At 65.6% G+C, this 17,912-nt stretch carries 15 protein-coding genes, 1 tRNA gene and 1 pseudogene; 7 read left to right on the forward strand and 10 right to left on the reverse strand.

Annotated elements, in window-relative coordinates:
* Positions 1-203 precede the first annotated feature (203 nt).
* Genes K8O92_29885 through K8O92_29895 form a run of 3 tightly spaced genes read right to left on the reverse strand, consistent with a single transcriptional unit; the run spans position 204 to position 3,359 of the window.
* Positions 204-1,349 (reverse strand): acyltransferase, encoded by a 1,146-nt coding sequence (locus tag K8O92_29885; GenBank protein ID UAK31901.1) that lies wholly within the window; start codon positions 1,347-1,349, stop codon positions 204-206.
* 4 nt (positions 1,350-1,353) lie between these two features.
* Positions 1,354-2,532 carry an acyl-CoA dehydrogenase family protein gene (locus K8O92_29890; protein UAK31902.1) on the reverse strand — a complete coding sequence of 393 codons (1,179 nt, stop codon included), beginning with the start codon at positions 2,530-2,532 and terminating at the stop codon, positions 1,354-1,356.
* Between the two features lie 11 nt (positions 2,533-2,543).
* A complete protein-coding gene (locus K8O92_29895; GenBank protein UAK31903.1) occupies positions 2,544-3,359 on the reverse strand; it encodes an SDR family oxidoreductase in 816 nt (271 codons plus the stop codon).
* A gap of 289 nt (positions 3,360-3,648) precedes the next feature.
* On the opposite strand from K8O92_29895, the gene K8O92_29900 reads away from it, so the two are divergent.
* Positions 3,649-4,938, forward strand: a complete 1,290-nt coding sequence (locus K8O92_29900; GenBank protein UAK31904.1) for a cation:proton antiporter — start codon at positions 3,649-3,651, stop codon at positions 4,936-4,938.
* Complete coding sequence (locus tag K8O92_29905) at positions 4,935-5,642, forward strand: HAD-IB family hydrolase (GenBank protein UAK31905.1); 708 nt, start codon at positions 4,935-4,937, stop codon at positions 5,640-5,642. The genes K8O92_29900 and K8O92_29905 overlap by 4 nt, the downstream gene beginning before the upstream one ends.
* A 41-nt stretch (positions 5,643-5,683) precedes the next feature.
* Here the strand turns inward: K8O92_29905 and K8O92_29910 are convergent, their stop codons facing one another.
* Positions 5,684-6,634: a helix-turn-helix domain-containing protein gene (locus K8O92_29910; GenBank protein UAK31906.1), complete on the reverse strand. Its 951-nt coding sequence runs from the start codon at positions 6,632-6,634 to the stop codon at positions 5,684-5,686.
* 106 nt (positions 6,635-6,740) lie between these two features.
* On the opposite strand from K8O92_29910, the gene K8O92_29915 reads away from it, so the two are divergent.
* On the forward strand, positions 6,741-8,000 hold the full coding sequence (locus tag K8O92_29915) for a beta-ketoacyl-ACP synthase II (GenBank protein ID UAK31907.1): 1,260 nt from the start codon (positions 6,741-6,743) through the stop codon (positions 7,998-8,000).
* An 18-nt stretch (positions 8,001-8,018) separates the two neighbouring features.
* Here the strand turns inward: K8O92_29915 and K8O92_29920 are convergent, their stop codons facing one another.
* The 3 genes from K8O92_29920 to K8O92_29930 form a co-directional block, all read right to left on the reverse strand.
* Positions 8,019-8,426, reverse strand: coding sequence for a metalloregulator ArsR/SmtB family transcription factor (locus K8O92_29920; protein ID UAK31908.1), 408 nt, complete (start codon positions 8,424-8,426; stop codon positions 8,019-8,021).
* Positions 8,426-9,082 (reverse strand): SRPBCC family protein, encoded by a 657-nt coding sequence (locus K8O92_29925; protein UAK31909.1) that lies wholly within the window; start codon positions 9,080-9,082, stop codon positions 8,426-8,428. Before K8O92_29925 ends, K8O92_29920 begins: the two co-directional genes overlap by 1 nt.
* A gap of 116 nt (positions 9,083-9,198) precedes the next feature.
* Positions 9,199-9,906 (reverse strand): TetR/AcrR family transcriptional regulator, encoded by a 708-nt coding sequence (locus tag K8O92_29930; GenBank protein UAK31910.1) that lies wholly within the window; start codon positions 9,904-9,906, stop codon positions 9,199-9,201.
* A 1-nt stretch (position 9,907) separates the two neighbouring features.
* Between K8O92_29930 and K8O92_29935 the strand changes: the two genes are divergently transcribed.
* Both K8O92_29935 and K8O92_29940 read left to right on the forward strand, forming a co-directional pair.
* Complete coding sequence (locus K8O92_29935) at positions 9,908-11,230, forward strand: lipase family protein (protein ID UAK31911.1); 1,323 nt, start codon at positions 9,908-9,910, stop codon at positions 11,228-11,230.
* A gap of 752 nt (positions 11,231-11,982) precedes the next feature.
* A complete protein-coding gene (locus tag K8O92_29940; GenBank protein ID UAK31912.1) occupies positions 11,983-13,206 on the forward strand; it encodes an alkane 1-monooxygenase in 1,224 nt (407 codons plus the stop codon).
* A gap of 23 nt (positions 13,207-13,229) precedes the next feature.
* Here the strand turns inward: K8O92_29940 and K8O92_29945 are convergent, their stop codons facing one another.
* Positions 13,230-14,054 carry an MBL fold metallo-hydrolase gene (locus K8O92_29945; protein ID UAK31913.1) on the reverse strand — a complete coding sequence of 275 codons (825 nt, stop codon included), beginning with the start codon at positions 14,052-14,054 and terminating at the stop codon, positions 13,230-13,232.
* 718 nt (positions 14,055-14,772) lie between these two features.
* Between K8O92_29945 and K8O92_29950 the strand changes: the two are divergent.
* A pseudogene (locus K8O92_29950) lies at positions 14,773-16,031 on the forward strand (cytochrome P450).
* Between the two features lie 173 nt (positions 16,032-16,204).
* A tRNA-Pro gene (locus tag K8O92_29955) sits at positions 16,205-16,278 on the forward strand.
* A gap of 43 nt (positions 16,279-16,321) precedes the next feature.
* Here K8O92_29955 and K8O92_29960 read toward each other — a convergent pair.
* Both K8O92_29960 and K8O92_29965 read right to left on the reverse strand, forming a co-directional pair.
* Positions 16,322-17,407 (reverse strand): site-specific integrase, encoded by a 1,086-nt coding sequence (locus K8O92_29960; GenBank protein UAK36023.1) that lies wholly within the window; start codon positions 17,405-17,407, stop codon positions 16,322-16,324.
* 179 nt (positions 17,408-17,586) lie between these two features.
* Positions 17,587-17,811, reverse strand: coding sequence for a helix-turn-helix domain-containing protein (locus tag K8O92_29965; protein UAK31914.1), 225 nt, complete (start codon positions 17,809-17,811; stop codon positions 17,587-17,589).
* Positions 17,812-17,912 lie beyond the last annotated feature (101 nt).

Here is a 17,912-nt window from a genome sequence, read left to right on the forward strand (position 1 = left end):
CGATTCACGTAATTCATTTGATCGAGCACCCCCCATATTCAGAACTCGTTCCCTGACTCAGAACACATCCCAGGATACCGCCGAGGCGGCGGCGAGGCAACCGAATTGTTCCCATCGTCGATAAAACGTGAATCGGAGGCCCGTGGCGCACCACGAGCCTCCGACCGGAAAATTTCCGCTGATTTCGAGAGCGATCCGAAGGTCTAACCGACCACCCTTTCTTCGACGCTGGGAGCTCGCCTCGGCCGAGCGAACCGACGCATAGCAGGTGCTTCCACGAAGGTGAACAACATCCAAGCGGCGAGGATGTTCAAACAGAATAGAAGGACGATTATCAGCACGGCGACCGGCACACTGAACGTGGCGGCATCCATGAGGCGGCGGACATAGAACAAAGTGACGCCCTGACAGATATAGAAGGCGAAGGAGATCTCACCGAGCTTGACCGAGAGCCGGCTCGACAGGAACCGCGACGTCCCCTCGATGTCGGACTGGGCGGCCGATCCGATCAGCAGGGCGAGCGGAACCGCGGTCGCCAGGACGAAGCCGACGTAGAACGGCGTGTACATCGCCACCACGTAACCCACCCCGACCGCGGCCACCGCGGCCCAGAGCGGAATCCGTATCCATCGCCCTTCCATCACGATGCGCGCCACGAACACACCGAGGAAGAATTCGAACAGACGCGACGGAGGAAAGAGGTAACCGAACCACAGCTGCAGAACGGGAATCGGCGTGAGTTCGGATTTCTCGGAGCCGGGGACGACGAAGGCCGTCAAGAGGACGATCACGGCAATGCCCGCCACCATGGCGGCGGCTCCGTGCCACAGATACTTCCTGTCGATTCGCAGCACCGCCGGTATCACGAATGGAAACAGAATATAGAACAGCAGCTCACAGGACAACGTCCACGACGGCGTGTTGACTCCTGCATTGATGTAGTTCTGTGGGAACCACGCATGGAGGAGGAAGAGATTCGGCAACCAAGCTTTCCATGGCGTGATAGCCGCGGCGAAAAGAACCATCGACGCCACCCAGAGCGTGAGGTGGTTGGGGAATATCTTGACCACTCGTCGCCGGATGAACTGCAATTTGCTCGATCCCGGTTTCCACGACCAGGTCAGGACGAAGCCGCTCAAAATGAAGAAGAAGGACACCCCGAGGAATCCCAACTTCCCTACAGCCCACGCCGCGTCGTACGCGACGTCCGGATCGGCGAAAAGATTGACCGGCTTGTAGGGAGGTATCGGCGAGTTCGGCAGCATCACGTGGAAAACGAACACCGAGAGCGCCGCGAAGAACCGCAGTCCGGTCAGGGACGGCAGCCGTTTGCGCTTGTCGACTTCCATCGGATCAGCCCAGCCCTACGACGAACGGGAACTCCGGCCTGCCGCCCATCAGGAAGGCTCCGGTGGACTGGATCACCTGGTCGTGCGCGATGATGTGCCGCGCCATCGTGTTCATGTCGCGCAGCCAGATATCCAGCGGATCCGGCCGGTAGATCGAATCCGTACCCACCAGCTCGCACAGGCGGGAGACGATCCGCAGCGCGGCGCGGAAAGCATGGGTCCTGGCCAGCGCGGTCGCGATCCTCGTGTCCGGTGGCAATTCCGCGAAACGGTTGCCCTCCAGAGCGTCCCACAGTGCCTCCACCGTGTTGACGACGGCGCCGCGCGCGACGATGTACTCCATCTCGCACTCGCCCAGCAGGTACTGCGCACGGTAGTTGTCCGCCCATTTCTGCCCGGCCGCAGGCACTGTCTTGCCGTCCGCGAGTCCGCGGACGTAGTCCAACGCCGCGCGCGCCGTACCCAGCGGTACGCCGGGCATGATCCGGGCCAGCGCTTCGGGCTCGGCCAGCTTCCCGCTACAGCTCTTCCTTTCGCCGAACGCGAAGGAATGATGCTCGGGGACGAAGAGGTCCTCGACCGCGTAGTCGTTGCTTCCGCTGCCACGAAGACCTGTGGTGTCCCAGGTGTCGAACACGGTGACCTGATCGCGGCGCATGAAGAAGAGCCGGACGACCGGCCTGCCGTCCGCGGTCGCCTCCGGGATTCCTCCCGATGTCACGAATGCCCCGCCGATGACCAGGTCGGCATGCGTGATCGCGCTGCCGAACTTCCATCGTCCGGTCAGTCGATAACCACCGGGGGTGCGCTCGGCACGGCCGGCCGGGAAGATCAGACCCGCCGTGATCAGGTCCTGGCTCGGCATGAGCTCCGCGATCGCCTGCTCGTCGAGATATCCCGCGTAGATGCCGGTGGCGGCGCCGATCATGGCACACCACCCGGTCGCCGTGTCGCCGTACGACAGGGCCTCGACCACTTCCAGTTGCTCGAGGGAGGTCAAGCCGGGACCGCCGATCTCCGAGCTGAAACCCATTCGGTAGACGCCGATCTCGCGGAGTCGCTCCACGATGTCCACCGGAAGCTTGCGCTCGGCATCGATCTCGCTGCGGCGTGCCGCCAAATCGGGCGCCAGGGAACGTACCGCCTCCAGCAGGGAGGTCGCCGAAATTGTTGCTGCAGTCATCGTTCGATTTCCTATGCCAGAGAGGTTTCGTGCGATTCGGACCGATCGCGCAGGAGCAGCTCGATCGCCGAGGTGGTCTGCTCGGGTCCCAGCGCGGAGTAGCCGCCGTCCACGGTCCACTCGGCGCCGGTCACGAAGCTCGCCCTGGACGAAGCGAGAAAGGCGGCCACCTCACCGATTTCCCGGGCATCGGCCGCCCTGCCCAGCATGTGGAATCGGGAGGCCACCGCGTCGGTCCGCGCCCGGTCCCCTTCGGTGATCTCATCCATCACACGCGACCAGGTCCAGCCCGGCGAGACACTGTTGACGCGGATCCCGTCACCGGCGTATTCCAGCGCGAGACTTCGGGTCAGTTGCAGCAACCCGGCCTTGCTCACCGGGTATTGCACTCGCCCGGCCTGCGCGATCCGTCCACTGGGCGAGGTGAAGTTGACGATGGACCCTCCCGCGTCTCGCAGAGCGGATCGCGCCTGTCCGCACAACATCGCCGTACCGACGACATTGGTGTTCAGCACCTCCAGCCACTGTGCCCGTATGTCCGCGGTGGAGCCGTCGTCGCCGTAGACGCAGGCGATGTTGACCAGAGCGTCTATCCGGCCGTGCCGGTCGACCGCGGTCGCGACGAACGACCTGATGGACGAATCGCTGCGGAGATCGATCGGCACGAAGACGGCGCGATCGCCGATACCGGCGGCCGTCCCCTTCCCGCCGTCCGCATCGATGTCTCCCAGCACAACATTCGCGGAATACCCGGCGAAGACCCGAGCGACCTCCGCGCCGATTATGGTTGCCGCACCGGTTACGAGTACCGTCTTACCTTCGAACAACGTCGACTCCCCTCAGCTGCGCCCTCCGACTGGCTCCAGCCATAGATCGAAGTATTCACAACCAAAAGAGCGACCAGCCAGTCCGATTCGCGACAGACATGCACTCCTTTGCGCCACACGCTCCGGACCCCGTACCGAACGTGGCGTAGGTCACTCTCCCCCCTCATTCGCCGCGCGGTTGCGATATCGTCTCGATGCAGGTAGTCCGTCTTTCGGGGGTTTCCGCACCGCGGTTCGACGTACGGACAGACCGCCTGCGAGGGTCGAATCCGACCTCGCGATCTCCTCAATGCCGAACGGAGTCGAGGCGTTGCCGAGCAACCAAATGATCTTGTTATTGCTGGACCTCGTACTCATCGTGGCCGCGGCCCGGCTGCTGGGATGGCTGGCCGAGAAATGCGGCCAACCCCCGGTTATCGGCGAGATCGTGGCAGGAATACTCGCGGGGCCGACGATCCTCGGCGCGGAGCTGTCCGCAGCGGTGTTTCCGCACGACATCCGGTCGTATCTCACGGCTTTCGCCAATGTCGGCGTGATGATCTTCATGTTCTCGGCAGGCCTCGAGATGGATCTCCGGTCGCTCGCCGGTCGCAGGCGGTCGGTCACCGCTGTGGCGGTTTCGGCCTACGTCGTTCCCTTCGCGCTCGGTTCCGCGATCGCGATCTGGGCGCTGGCACGGCACGGTGAAGGAAATCGGCTGACATTCGCCCTCTTCATCGGGTGCGCGTTGGCCGTGACGGCGTTTCCGGTGCTGGCCCGCATCCTGCACGACCGCGGGCTGCTGGGCACCCGCCTGGGCCAGTCGGCGATGACCAGCGCCGCATTCGACGACGTACTCGCCTGGTGCGTTCTGGCGGTAGTCATCGGTATCGCGCAGCCCGACCTCGATCACCAGTGGCGGATACTACTGTTCATCCCGCTGGTCATGGTGTTGTGGTGGGCGGTGCGTCCGGCGCTGTGCCGTATCGCCCGCAGCGGGTCCGAGAAGAACACCGGCAACATGGTATTCATCGGCGTCGCGGGCGCTCTGCTATTGGGAGCCACCACCGAGTGGCTGGGCCTGCACCTGATCTTCGGCGCGTTCCTGTTCGGTGTGGTCTTCCCCCGGCCGCTGCGCACGGCCGTCGAGGACGGCGCCCGACTGCTGAGCAGTATCTTCCTGCCTGCTTTCTTCGTGGTCGCCGGCCTGCAAGTGGATCTCGGCGCGCTCGACCGCGCGGGCGTCGTCGAGTTCGTCGCGATCATGTTCGCCGCCCTCGTTGGCAAGCTGGGCGGCACCTACGTGGCGGCCCGCTGCGGCGGAATCGACCGGGTGGAGTCCGCGGCCCTCGCCGCGCTGATGAACACCCGGGGGCTGACGGAGCTGGTGATCCTGAACATCGGACTGACGATCGGCGTCATCGGCCAGCAGTTGTACTCGCTGCTGGTCATCATGGCCTTGGTCACCACCGCGATGACGGCACCGTTGCTGAGAATCTGCGGCGTCACCCGCGCGGTGCGGCACGGTGACCCACCGTCGGCTACAAAAGAGCCGGAACAGGAGGTCGACGCCGCCGCGCAGACCGAGGCTCGAGCATGACGCCGCCCAGAGAGCCGGACCCGGGATCCTTCCCCGCGCCGGAGCTGATCGATCGAAAGGTCGCTGTCCCAGCTGTTTTCGTCGACGTCGATGAAACGCTGGTCCGGAGCGTAACCTTCCTGTCCCTGTTCGTCTTCGACGCGCGGCGCCGGGGGCACGGCGCCGAAGCCGACGCCGTGCTTCGAGAGTTCCGGACGCTTCGTGCGGCAGGCATGAGCCGCGGCGAATCACATCGGTGGTTCTATCGGCACTGGGCCGGCCGTGACACCGCCGACCTGCGGCGTACCGGAAGAGACTGGTTCGCCTCCAGTTCCGCGGACCCGGCTTTCTTCAATGCCGCCGTGCGGCGACGACTGGACGAGCTCTCCCGCACCGGCAGTCGCATCGTGCTGGTCTCCGGCTCGATCGCCCCGGCGCTGGAACCGATCGCCGAAGCCGTTGGCGCGGCAACGGTTCTGTGCACGAAGATGGAGACGGCCGCCGGAAAGTACACCGGCGACGTCCTCGCGACGATGGTCGGTACCGACAAGTCCGCCGCCCTGCTGCGGTATGCCGAACAAGCGGCCATCGATCCCAAGGCGTGCATGGCCTTCGGCGATCATCATTCCGATGTCGCGATGTTCGAGCTGGTGGGTCATCCGGTCGTCGTCGGCGACACCGACCCACGACTGCGCGATTATCCCGCGCAACGGCTTCCCGGCTAGGGCCCGAGCCCCCGGCCGAGCAGTTCCCGGAGGCGCGCCGTTCAGTTCCCGACCGTGAACATGCGCCGGTACTGGCCGGGGCTGACGCCCAGATGACGTTTGAACACCGCCCGGGTGTTGGCAGGGTTGCCGAGGCCGACGCGGTAGCCGATCTGATCGACCGGGAGGCCGGTGGTCTCGAGCAGCTCTCGAGCCTGATTCAGGCGCGCGCTGGTGATCCACACATGCGTGGAGGTTCCGGTTTCTTCGCGAAAGCGCCGGATGAAGCTACGGCGCGAGAGATTGGAACGCCTGGCGAGGTCCTCGATCGAATGCCTGCGATCGAGGTTCGCGAGAATCCACGCGCGTGTCTCGGCGAGCACGCCGGAGGAGGTCTGCGGCGAGAACTGCCGGGTGTACTGCGCTTGGCCGCCCTCACGGACCGGCGGCGCCACCAGGTCGCGGGCACGTTCGTTCGCGGCCGCCGCGCCGACGTCCTTGCGCACCACGTGCAGGCAGAGATCGATTCCGCTGGTGACCCCCGCGGAGGTCATCACGTCGCCATCATCGACGAACAATCGATCGGAATGAACGTCGATGTCGGGGTATCGGCGCTGAAGCAACGGCGCGGCGCGCCAGTGCGTCGTAGCGGGCCGGCCGGCCAGCAGGCCCGCCGCGGCGAGCGCGAAAGTGCCGGTACAGATCGACAACATTCGCGCACCCCGTGCGTGGGCGTCGCGAAGCGATCGGATCACGGGGTCCGGCAGTGGCTGCTCGTAGGTGGAATAGCCGGGCATTATCACCGTATCGGCATGGCGGAGAGCCTCCAGCCCGGCCGTCGCCACACACGACAGCCCAGGAATCGAGGTCGGCACGGTCGGCGATGCCGCGCACACTTCGAGGCGATAGTGGGGGTCGGAACCGAACACGTCGATCGGAATCGCGGCGTCCAGAACCACTACTTCGTCGGGAATGACGACCGTCACACGACGCGTTCCCCCATCCGGTTGCATGGCCCGATCGTAGCGGTGATCGGCACTCGGGCTACTACCCCGCGGTTCCGGCACGCGCATAGCCTCGCTGGAGCATCTGAGCCGACGAGCCGAAAGAAGGGGTTTGATGTCCGATTTGGCGGACTTCTCTACCAGCAACGGAGGATTCCGGGGTGTGGTCGTGACTGCTATCGAGATGTCGACCGCTGTCGGCGCCGACACCGACGCCACCTGGAAAGGACTCCTCGCCGGCGAAACCGGGATCGCCAAGGTACAAGACCCCGACTTCGAGCGCTTCAAGGTTCCCGTCGACATCGGCGGCCAGTTCAAACTGGATCCGACCGACGAACTCAGCCGCGTCCAGAAGCGACGCATGTCGTATGTCCAGCAGATCGCCTACGTCATGGGCAACCGGATCTGGGACACCGCGGGCCGGCCGGAAGTCGATCTCGATCGACTGGGCGTCTGCATCGGCACCGGCCTCGGTGGCGCCGACACGATCATCGAGTCCAACGACCAGATGCGAGAGGCGGGCTACCGCAAAGTGTCCCCGTTCGCGGTGCCCATGGCCATGCCCAATGGCGCCGCGGCGGTGGTCGGGCTGGAACTCGGCGCGCGAGCCAGCGTGATCACGCCCGTCTCCGCGTGTGCTTCCGGATGCGAGGCGCTGGTGCACGCGTGGCGTTCGATCATCCTGGGCGAAGCCGACATCGTCGTGGCGGGGGGCGTGGAGGGCCGGATCAATCCGCTCGCGGTGGCCGGGTTCTCGATGATGCGGGCGCTGAGCACACGGATCGATGAACCCGAGCGCGCGTCACGCCCGTTCGATCGGGACCGAGACGGTTTCGTCTTCGGCGAGGCCGCGGCCCTGTTCGTGCTGGAGTCGGAGGACCACGCACGGGCTCGGGGGGCGAAACCGCTGGCTCGCCTGATGGGCGCGGGCCTCACCGCCGACGGGTACCACATGGTTCTCCCGCACCCGGACGGCGCGGGAAACATTCGAGCCATGCGTCGTGCGCTCGAAACGGCGGGGGTGAGCGCTTCCGACATCGATCACGTCAACGCCCATGCGACAGCCACTCCCTTCGGCGACCTAGCGGAGGCCAGGGGAATCCGAGAGGCGGTGGGCGACCACGCATCGGTCTACGCGCCCAAATCCGCTCTGGGCCACTCGGTGGGCGCGGTGGGCGCGGTGGAAGCCGCCCTGACCGTGCTCAGCGTGCGGGACGGCGTGGTGCCGCCCACGTTGAATCTCGACAATCAAGATCCCGAGATCGATCTCGATATCGTCCACGGCAGCGCCCGGACTCAGAAGATCGAGTACGCGCTGAACAACTCGTACGGTTTCGGTGGCCACAACGCGGCCGTCGTGTTCGGCCGCTGCTGACGGAGTCGTTGCGTGCGGTCACCCGTAACGGGCTTGTCCGTCGGCATCCGCTGTGCCGGTTCGATCGGGCTCGGCGCCGCGGCGTGCTCGTTTTCCGCGAGCGATCTCCGTCGCGAGAGCGTCGAGCGGTTGGGCGAACCGATGTAGCGGGTCCGTCAGCCCGGTCAGCCAGGCCCGGGCGGCGTCGACGCCCGCGGGGTCGAGGGTGTACAGCCGTCGAGTGCCCTCGGCGCGGACGTGCACCAGCCCGGCATCGCGCAGCACCTTGAGATGTTGTGAGACGCCGGGCTGGGAAATCGGCGTGTGCTCTCGCACGGCCGCGACCAGCGCACCCGCGGGCTGCTCGCCCGCCGCCACCACTTCGAGGATGAACCGGCGAACCGGGTCACCCAGTGCCTCGAAGATCTTCGCCGGAGACCTGTCCATCAAACCTGAGAGCCGCCTTCCGAGGCGCCGGTATAGAACGCGACGGTTCGCAGCGCCGCCGCGTTCGCGGCAGCCGGGTCGTCACCGCCGCCCACTGCGGCCTCTGCCCAGCCGAGAGCCGCCGTGCGGATGAAGGCCGCTCCCTCGGGCGTCGTCGGAAACGCCATGGCCTCGGCCTGGTCCACCGGAACTCCGCTCGACAAGTGCAGCCCCAGTCCCATCAGGCCGAGATCCCACCCGACGCCTACAGCACCCGGTCCGTACTGCGACCAGAACTCGGGATCGACCGGAGCCTCGTGTACCAACTCCAACTCGGTGCCGTCTCCGGAAGGCGTGAGATCCACCGTCAGCCAGGAGATCTGCGGCCCCATCTCCCATGTCACGGCGAACCGCCTCGGCGCATCGCACTGTTCGACGACACCGTTGGCATTGCCCTCGAGCTGATAGCGGCCGCCGACCCGCAGGTCACCGCTGACGGGCAGGAACCAGCGTGGGATCCGCTCGATGTCGGTGAGGGCGTCCCAGAGATCCGCCTGATCGGTCGGATACGTGCGCCGGGCGACAGCGATCCTGGTCGGCGTGCCGTCGCGAGATCCGGTGCGGACCTCACGGGTCACGAGCCCGGCGATGGCGGCGGGATCGGTCAGCAGTGGCATGGCATCCTCCTTGATAAGCCTTGACTTATATTAGGCTCCGATGCGGCGAACGCAATACCCCGGAGCCCTTCCGGCATCGGCGCGCGTACGACCGGAACACATGCCCACCGAGCACTTCAGCCGTTGCGGGTCAACCCCGCGATCGCGCGCAGCGCCGAGATCATCCCCGTCACCGGGATGCCGGGATCGATCGACCGGAACAGGCCCAGCCCGACACCGAGCGCCAGCACCGCGACCGCGGCCTCGGCCCGCGATCGCTGGATTTCGAGGTCGTCCGGGGTTCCCAGGGCCGCGCCGACCATGCCGACGATATTGTCGAGCCGGGTCGCGAGTTCGTCGCGGAGGTGGTCATCGCGCCGAGCATGGACACTGAACTCCAGCTCCAGTTGCGTCCAGTTCGGATCACCGACAACCCGTTCGGCCCATTCCGTCATCCGTTTCAGACGGTCGGTCGCCGTAGGCGCCGCGATGATTTCGGCGACCTCCGCCGCTCGCTCGGCGTGAATTTCGTCGAGCACCGCCAGGCACAGGTCGTCTTTGGTGCGGAAGTTCGAATACACCGCCCCTTTGGTGAAACCGGCGGCCTTCGCGACCTTGTCCAGAGTCGTCGCCTGATACCCGTCCCGCAGAAAAAGCCGTTTTGCGGTGGCCATCAATTCGTTGCGCGTACGCGCCTGGCTCTGCGCTCGAGTCGGCCGCGAACGCCCTGTCCCCCGCAGCGGCCGACACTCATCGATATTCCCAGACAATCCATACCCCTTACAGATACTCTCAGTATCCGATTCTAGATGCCATGGGTATCCCAATCGCAGGAAGGATCGCATCGTGAGGAGTCGAATACTCAGATTGGCCACAGCCCTGACGGGAACCCTCATCGTGGCCGGGAGCGGGGCGGTCTCGGCCCCACACGTGTGGGCGGAACCAGCCGCGGAAGCGGTGGCGGGCGACGAGTTCTACATTCCACCGGCATCGCCCGGGGGCGCGCCGGGCTCCATCATCCGGACCGAAGCGTCACGGCTGGCGATTTCCGTCCCGGGAATCGGCGGATCGATCCCGGCTTCGTCGACCCGCATCATGTACGTCAGCAGCGATACCCACGACGCCAGGACGACGGTGGTCGGTACATATCTGGAGCCGGCAGCGCCGTGGACCGGCCCCGGTGAGCGCCCGCTGATCGCGTACGCGGTCGGCACGAAGGGGCAGGGCGACCAATGCGCGCCTTCGAAACTGCTCGCGCAATTCATCCAATACCAGCCTCCGTTCGACGTCATCGTGGAATACGACGTACTGGCGCTGTACACGCTGCTGGCCCGCGGCATAGCGGTGATGGTGACCGATTACCACGGGCTGGGAACGCCCGCGGTGCACGACTACCTCAACCGTAAAGCTCAGGCCTACGCCCTGCTCGACTCCGCGCGTGCGGCGCTGCAATTGCCGGGCACCAGCCTCAACCCCGGCTCGCCGGTCATTCTGTACGGGTACTCCCAGGGCGGCATGGCGTCCGCGGGCGCGGCCGAGTTGCAACCTGCTTATGCCCCTGAGCTGAACGTACAGGGCGCTTACATCGGCGGGCCGGTGGTGGACGACCAGTACTTCATCGGGTTCAACGATGGCCGAGCTCCACTCGGACCGGCTTTCGCGTGGATCCTCAACGGCATCGCGGCCAACTATCCCGAAACCCGCCCGGTGCTCGAGTCCGAACTCAACGACACCGGCAAAGCGATCCTGCGGGAGTCCATGGAGAAGTGCGCCGTACCGCTGGGACTGGCACAGCAGTTCCCGAACACGTCGCAGTGGACCACCAGCGGGCAACCGCTCACCGCGGTGATCGATCAGTCCCCGGTGTTGAAGTCGGCGTTCAGCCAGCAGCGAGTCGGCACGCTCACCCCGCAGGTTCCCGTCCTCATCTCCTCGAGCCCGAGCGACGAGGGTGCGCCTTATGTGCCCGTTCGCGAGATGGCCGCGGGGTGGTGCGCCAGCGGCGTGCCGGTGCAGTTGAACGCGAACGTCGAGCTGCCCAGTGTCATCACCGGGTTGCGGGCCACCCACGTGCTGGCGTTCTTCCCCTCGCTGGTCGGATCGCAGCAGTGGATCACCGAGCGGCTCGCCGGACAGCCCGCACCGACCAACTGCGGGGCCCTGCCCTGATTTGCGAAAACACGCCCGACTCGGATACCTTCGGTATCTCGATCGGAGACTCGGCGCAGCGCCGCGCGCAATCGCGCAGCATCGGCTCGTAGCGCCGCGATCTCCATGCACAATGGTCGGCCGCGGTTCGGTTTCACGACCGAGCCGCGGCCGACCTGCCTGCCAGGGTCGTCACAGATCCCCGCACGGCAGGCGAGTTCCGCCAGAAGGTCCAGCCCGAGGCGTCCCAGCTGCAGAGCCGGTGGACTGATTGCAGGAAATTTGCTGTTTGAGGTATCGCGTGACTGGTCGAGATCGGCACAGAAAGGGTCGCATGTCGGAGTTGGCTCACCCCCGCCGACCTGAGCCGCTCAGGTGCGCACACCGGTGATACTCGGAGATCCGGCGCGGATCCATCCGTGTCCGACACCGCATCGCCGACTGCAGGAAGACCGGAAGTCGATGCCTTACTGTCGAAATATTCACCTCGACTATGCCACCGACGACGACCGGCCGACGACGACCGAGCTCGCCGAATCCGGTCACCGGGCACCGAACCAGACACCGGTCGCACGAGGCCGCTACCCCCGGCAGGTCGCGGCCGACCTCGCCGCACCGAATGATCGTGAGTCGGACACTGCCCGCTCAGAGGGCGCTTTCGATAGTTTTCCGCCATCCAGCGAACTTCCAGTTATCCTGGATGAGCGTGCAAAAAGTCCGCGTTGTCCGCAGTCAGAACTGTCGGTTGAGTGTCCTCCTGATGGATCGGCGAGATGACTATGACGATCTTCGAGCACACGAAAGCCCGTGATCCCAAGCGATACCTGTGGCTTCTGGGTTTGATCGCCCCGGGTTGCGCCTTGCTTCCCTCCCAACTGGTGTTGCTCACCGGGTTGGAGGTGTTCTGGTGGATCGGCCCCATCATCGTGCTGGTTGTGATTCCACTGTTGGATTGGGCGGTCGGCGACGACGGAAGCAATCCTCGCGACGAGGATTACGAGGCGCTGTCCAACGACCGCTATTACCGGTGGTGCACCTTTATGTTCCTGCCGATGCAATTCATCGGCCTGCTCATCGCCGGATATCTGTGGAGCAGCCACGAGTTGAGCCTGGCCGACAAACTGGGCTTGGCCGTGACTCTCGGCTTCGTCTCCGGTATCGGCATCAACGCCGCGCACGAACTCGGGCATCGCGCCGAACGCCTCGAACGCTGGCTGGCCAAGATCGCGCTCGCCCAGTCCGGGTACGGCCACTTCTTCGTCGAGCACAACCGCGGCCACCACGTTCGCGTCGCCACACCCGACGACCCCGCCAGCGCCCGCTTCGGGGAATCACTGTGGCAATTCATGCCGCGCACCATCGTGGGCGGATTCCGTTCCGCCCTCGAGCTCGAGCGTCAGCGCCTGGCCCGCAACGGCAAACGCTGGTTCAGCCCCACCAATCATCTTCTGCAAGCCTGGGCGATGAGCGCGGCGTTGTTCATCGGCTTGATCGCGGCCTTCGGCCCCGCCATCATCCCCTACCTCGCCCTGCAAGCACTCATCGGCGCAGGTCTGCTGGAAACCGTGAACTACGTCGAACACTATGGATTGCTGCGCGCCCGCCGCCCCGACGGCCGCTACGCACGCTGCTCACCGCGCGACAGCTGGAACAGCGACCGTCTGGTGACGAACATCTTCCTGTTCCACCTCCAGCGCCACAGCGACCATCACGCCAACCCCGGCCGCCGCTACCAGACCCTGCGCAGCTCCGAACAGGCCCCCCAGCTGCCCGCCGGTTACGCCACGATGGTCGTGCTCGCCATGATTCCCCCGCTGTGGCGCGCGGTCATGGATCACCGCGTCTTCGCCCATTACAACGGCGACATCACGCGCATCAATATGCAGCCTCGCAGGCGGCGGCTCCTGCTGCCGATCCGGCATGCGCGCAACGACGCGCAGCCTGCCGCGGACCCCCGCGCCCACAGCATGAGCCAGTCGACCCAGTCGGACCGATGACGGGCGGCGAGAGCCGCCGAGCCTCAACGGCGCAGGCGCTCGAACTCCGTCGCGCAGTGCGCGGAGAACACCGTCACCGTGTCGGCATTGTCGCGGACGAGTTCCCGTAGCCGCTGCTGGTTGTCGATGCGAGACGGGCGCCGAGTGTCCATCGCCCACTGAAAGGCGCGTAGCCCCGGGGGCATCGACGGCTTCTCGGCCATCTGCCCGTGGAAGGTATAGGCGTCCCCGGCGTGCAACAACCAGCCGTTCCCGGTGTCCACAGCGACTCCGACGTGACCGCGTGTGTGTCCCGCCAGCGGAACAATAAGAATCTCCGACGGCAGACCGCGCAGTTCGCGCACCGCCCGGAAGCCGAACCAGCGCTCCTCCCGGCTGTCGGACTCGTCATAGACCGACCACCTGGGTCCGTGCTCGAACTGCACCGGCCGATACCGGATCTTTTCGCGACGGCCGTACGCCCCTTCGACAGCCTCCAACTCGTCCCGGTAGACATGCACGGCCGCCCGGGGGAAGTCGGCGAGCCCGCCCGCGTGATCGAGATCGAGATGCGTCACGATGATGTCGCGTACATCGTCGCGGGAGAATCCCAGCGCTTCGACCTGACGCGCGATCGGCTGGTCGAGAACCGGATTCGACCGGCGGATGAGTTGCCGCCCCACCCAGACATCCGGCCGAACCAGCGCCTGCTCGCCGTAACCCGTATCGACCAGGGTCAACCCAGCAGAGTGCTCGACCAACAAGCAATGACACGCGCCGGCTGCTCTGCGCAGCACCCCCGGGCGGCCATCGAACAAGCGGCCACCCGAAGGACGGGTTCCCCCAGCATCCAAGTGATGGACACGCACCAGTCCCACTCCTATCCGTGCCGGCCACGCTACACGCCAATTTCGAATGCGGCGAGCCCGAAGGCGCCGAATCGACTGTCGCACTTCGACTACCGGCATCACAGTTGTCCCTGCTATCGATGCGCGCACCGTGAGTGCGTCAGCGCCCCGGTGCTCATGATCCCGCAACCGAAGCGACGGACAGCGATCCCATCGACGGTCGTGCAGATACCGTCATCGGACGCGATCGACGCGCACGATCGCGGTCACCGGCGGCTGACACCACTTCTTTCGAGGGCGCTGCCTCACTGGCTGAATGGTCCACTGCCGGACCGGACCGCTGTCCCAGATTGTTCGCGCTGCGAACGATGACGGAAATGAGTATGCTCCCTCAGCGTTAGTCGAATTACGCTGCGGTCGAATACGTTTGGGCAAACCAGTCGGTTTGACTACCGGGTTCGGCCGCGGCGCCAATTGCCGACGGCATAGCAGGGGAGTTCAGAAGTGTCGAGGTCGTACCGGGCACGCGGATCGTCAGGATCCACGACGCGCCCAGCGGGCCGGCGACGATCCGCGCCACCCGCGTGTCATCGGCCTCCCGTACTCGGCTTCCCGCGGTAGCCGACTCAGCTATTCCTCACACGGCCGGACCCGCCTACGCCAGAGAAGCCGTGCGGATCCTGTCGATGATTTCGTATTCGCTTTTCAGGAGCCTGTTGTGACTATTTCGTCGTCTCTCGTGCTGGGAGCGAGACCACCGGGACGTCCGGCGCTCCGCCCGTCCGCGCCGCACGATCGCTACGGTGCGCGCCGGTGAAACTGTATTCTGACGAGTTCGCGGCCGACCCCCATGCCGCCTACCGGCGAATGCGCACCGATCACGGCCCGCTGGCCCCGGTCGAGGTAGCACCGGGAGTGCCGGCGACATTGGTCATCGATTACCGCACGGCGTTGAGCGTCCTCACCGATCCTTCCCGTTTCTCGGCTGATCCGAGCCAATGGGAAGAAAGTGCGGCCACGCGGTGTCCGGTGCCGTGGGCGATGCGGTGGCGGCCGGACGCGTTGCGCACCGCGGGAGACGCGCACTCCCGCTACCGAACGGCTGTGACCGACAGCCTCGATCGGATCGACCTGCACGCGCTGCGTCACACGGTCGAACGCACCGCGGTGTCGCTGATCAACGGTTTCTGCGCGGACGGTTCGGTGGATCTGCTCAGCGAGTACGCGATCCCGCTCACCGTCGGGGTGCTCGAGCAGGTACTGGGATTTCCGCCGGGGACCCGGCAGAACGCGTACACGGCGATGACGAACTTGCGCGACGCCGTCGACGAGACCTCGGTGGAATCCGGTCATCGAATGCTCACCTCGGCGATGCTCGAGGTGATCTCCGCCAGACGGGTAGCACCGGCCAGGGATGTGGCGTCCTGGCTCGTCCAGCATCCGGCTCGATTGAGCGAGACCGAACTCGTGCATCAAATGGCCATGTTGTACACGACGGGCGCCGAACCGACGTGGAACCTGATCGCGGTCACCGTACTGTTGCTCGTTACCGACGAACGCTTCGGTGGTGAACTGCTCGGCGGAGCGCTGTCCACCCGGGACGCGATCGATGAGGTGCTGTTCACCGATCCCCCCGAGTCGATTTCCTGCATCAGATATCCGCGTCAGCCCCAGATCGTCGGGAATATGTGGCTGCCGCAGCATCAACCGGTGCTGATCGGTTTGGCGGCATGCAACAACGATCCCGCCGCGGTGGCCGACGATCGCCAAGGCAACCGTTCGCACCTGGCGTGGGGCGCCGGGGCACACACCTGCCCCGCCCAGTCGGTCGCCATGGTCGTCGTCCAGGAAGCGCTCGACCAACTACTGGACGCCCTGCCGGAGATCCGGCTGGCGGTCCCCGCCGAGGAATTGCGGTGGCTACCGAACTCCTTCCACCGCGCCCCGGCCACCGTCCCGGTGACCTTTCCCCCGTCCCCACCTCTACCTTTCCCTTGACACGACGACTCCTGCGCGAACAAGGCCGCGCCATCACCGACAAGTAGGCCGCTTGCCCACCACCTACCCCTCCGCACCGGTCGACCACCCCCCACAACACACTCTGACTAGGCGATTAGCACCGCCCCCACCTCGTGCGGTAATCTCTTCGAGCGCCCGCACAGCGGACGCAACGGGCTGTGGCGCAGTTTGGTAGCGCACTTGACTGGGGGTCAAGTGGTCGCAGGTTCAAATCCTGTCAGCCCGACATAGAAAAATCCCCTCCGACCTGCATCGGAGGGGATTTTTTCCTATGGGACCGCCCGCAGAGTTGGGGCCAATCTGGGGCCAGACTTGCCCCGCAGGTGCCGCGACAGCTGATTGCCGTCCTCCTGCAATGCCGCGATATCCGGGTGTAGGTACCGCTGCGTGATCCTGGGATCAGTGTGCCCGGCGATCCGCTGAAGCCGATGCAGCGGAACCCCGGCATCCGCGAACCATGTCAGCCCGGTATGCCGGAGATCGTGACGCCGCAGATGCTCATATCCGAGCTTCGTCACAACCTCGTCCCAATGGGTCGCATCCCGCAGCACTCCCGTTTGGATGCGACCTCCCCGAGGCCCGACGAACAGCCGAGCATCCAACAGCGCCTCTCGCCGCTGCTTCTCGCTCGCCTCCTCCTGGCCACGTTCAACGCGGGCGCGCGCCTCGTTGATCCGCCTGAGGATCAGCGGACGAATCTCCTCGATCAACGGAATCGGACGCGACCGCTTGCCCTTCGTGCCCTTGTCTTGCAATCCACCCGGCCCCGGCGTCGTCTGCCGCCGCAACGTCCACACCCACTGCTCGGTGTCGATATCCCGGACCCTGCAACCCGAAACCTCCCCGATCCGGGTCGCCGTGCAGGCCGCGAACATCACCACATCGCCCCAGCCGCGAAATCGGCCGGCCGATGCTTCCGTGAGCGCCGTCATCAACTGCTCGAGCGTGGCCCAATCCGGCAACGCCAACGCGCGCGGATCGTCGAGCTCGTCCTCGCGCCGCGCCAGCTGCCGACGCCACCCGCTCACGTCGACCCGGTTGCGATCGATCACTTCGTCGCGCACGGCTTGATCCAGGACCCGCGCCAGTGCTGCCAAGGTGTTCTTGATCGTGGACTCTCCGCAGCCGTCCGCGATCCAGCCCGTCACCGCCCGATCGGCCAAACCGGTTGTGATCATGGTGACCGGCAGATGACCCAGTGTCGGCACCACCCGACGCCGCCAGCCCGCCCGATACGGATCGAGCGTCTTCGGCTCCACGCCCCGCATCGCGGTATCCCAGTGCGCATTCCCGTACTCGGCCAGCGTCGCAGTCGCGGTCTTCGGATCTACACCGCGCAGGGCCGCCTGCTCGATCCCCGAAATCCAGTTCTCGGCTTCCTCCTGGGATTCGAACGTCTTCGACCTCGTGTCCCGGGCCTTCGCCACTGGATCGGTCCAGCGGACCCGAGCCCGAACCATCCCGCTTTTGCCTCGGACCTCGATATAGCCTCGGACTGCGACCCCGAGCGGAATGGCGTCGATGCGGTCGCTCATCACGCCGCCTTCGGATCGATGCGCCTGCTCGACAGGTACTCCATCACGTCGGCGCCGCTGTAGCGGATCACACGATCGGAGATGGCTACGAACGGCGGCCCTTGCGGCGCCTGGCCGGTGCGCCAGCGGCGGAGGCTGGAGGCATCCACCTTCAGCAGCGCAGCAACCTCCTCGGTTGTGTACCAGGCTGTCGGGTCCAGGTGCAAGTAACGATCCGTGTCCATATCGAAAGTCCTGTCTGTTCGTTATTCCAAGATTTGGGGAGCGCGCGGTGCACTATCCCCACCAGTAATGGGGGTGTGTGTCTGGGTTGGGGCTATGCCTG

The sequence above is a fragment of the Nocardia asteroides genome (genome assembly GCA_019930625.1).
Lineage (GTDB): Bacteria > Actinomycetota > Actinomycetes > Mycobacteriales > Mycobacteriaceae > Nocardia > Nocardia sputi.

Excerpts from the sequence above, each read along its gene's own strand:
- K8O92_29885 (UAK31901.1), bottom strand. The coding sequence starts at position 1,349 with ATGGAAGTCGACAAGCGCAAACGGCTGCCGTCCCTGACCGGACTGCGG.
- K8O92_29890 (UAK31902.1), bottom strand. The coding sequence starts at position 2,532 with ATGACTGCAGCAACAATTTCGGCGACCTCCCTGCTGGAGGCGGTACGT.
- K8O92_29900 (UAK31904.1), top strand. The coding sequence starts at position 3,649 with ATGCCGAACGGAGTCGAGGCGTTGCCGAGCAACCAAATGATCTTGTTA.
- K8O92_29905 (UAK31905.1), top strand. The coding sequence starts at position 4,935 with ATGACGCCGCCCAGAGAGCCGGACCCGGGATCCTTCCCCGCGCCGGAG.
- K8O92_29910 (UAK31906.1), bottom strand. The coding sequence starts at position 6,634 with ATGCAACCGGATGGGGGAACGCGTCGTGTGACGGTCGTCATTCCCGAC.
- K8O92_29915 (UAK31907.1), top strand. The coding sequence starts at position 6,741 with ATGTCCGATTTGGCGGACTTCTCTACCAGCAACGGAGGATTCCGGGGT.
- K8O92_29920 (UAK31908.1), bottom strand. The coding sequence starts at position 8,426 with ATGGACAGGTCTCCGGCGAAGATCTTCGAGGCACTGGGTGACCCGGTT.
- K8O92_29925 (UAK31909.1), bottom strand. The coding sequence starts at position 9,082 with ATGCCACTGCTGACCGATCCCGCCGCCATCGCCGGGCTCGTGACCCGT.
- K8O92_29930 (UAK31910.1), bottom strand. The coding sequence starts at position 9,906 with ATGCGATCCTTCCTGCGATTGGGATACCCATGGCATCTAGAATCGGAT.
- K8O92_29940 (UAK31912.1), top strand. The coding sequence starts at position 11,983 with ATGACTATGACGATCTTCGAGCACACGAAAGCCCGTGATCCCAAGCGA.
- K8O92_29965 (UAK31914.1), bottom strand. The coding sequence starts at position 17,811 with ATGGACACGGATCGTTACTTGCACCTGGACCCGACAGCCTGGTACACA.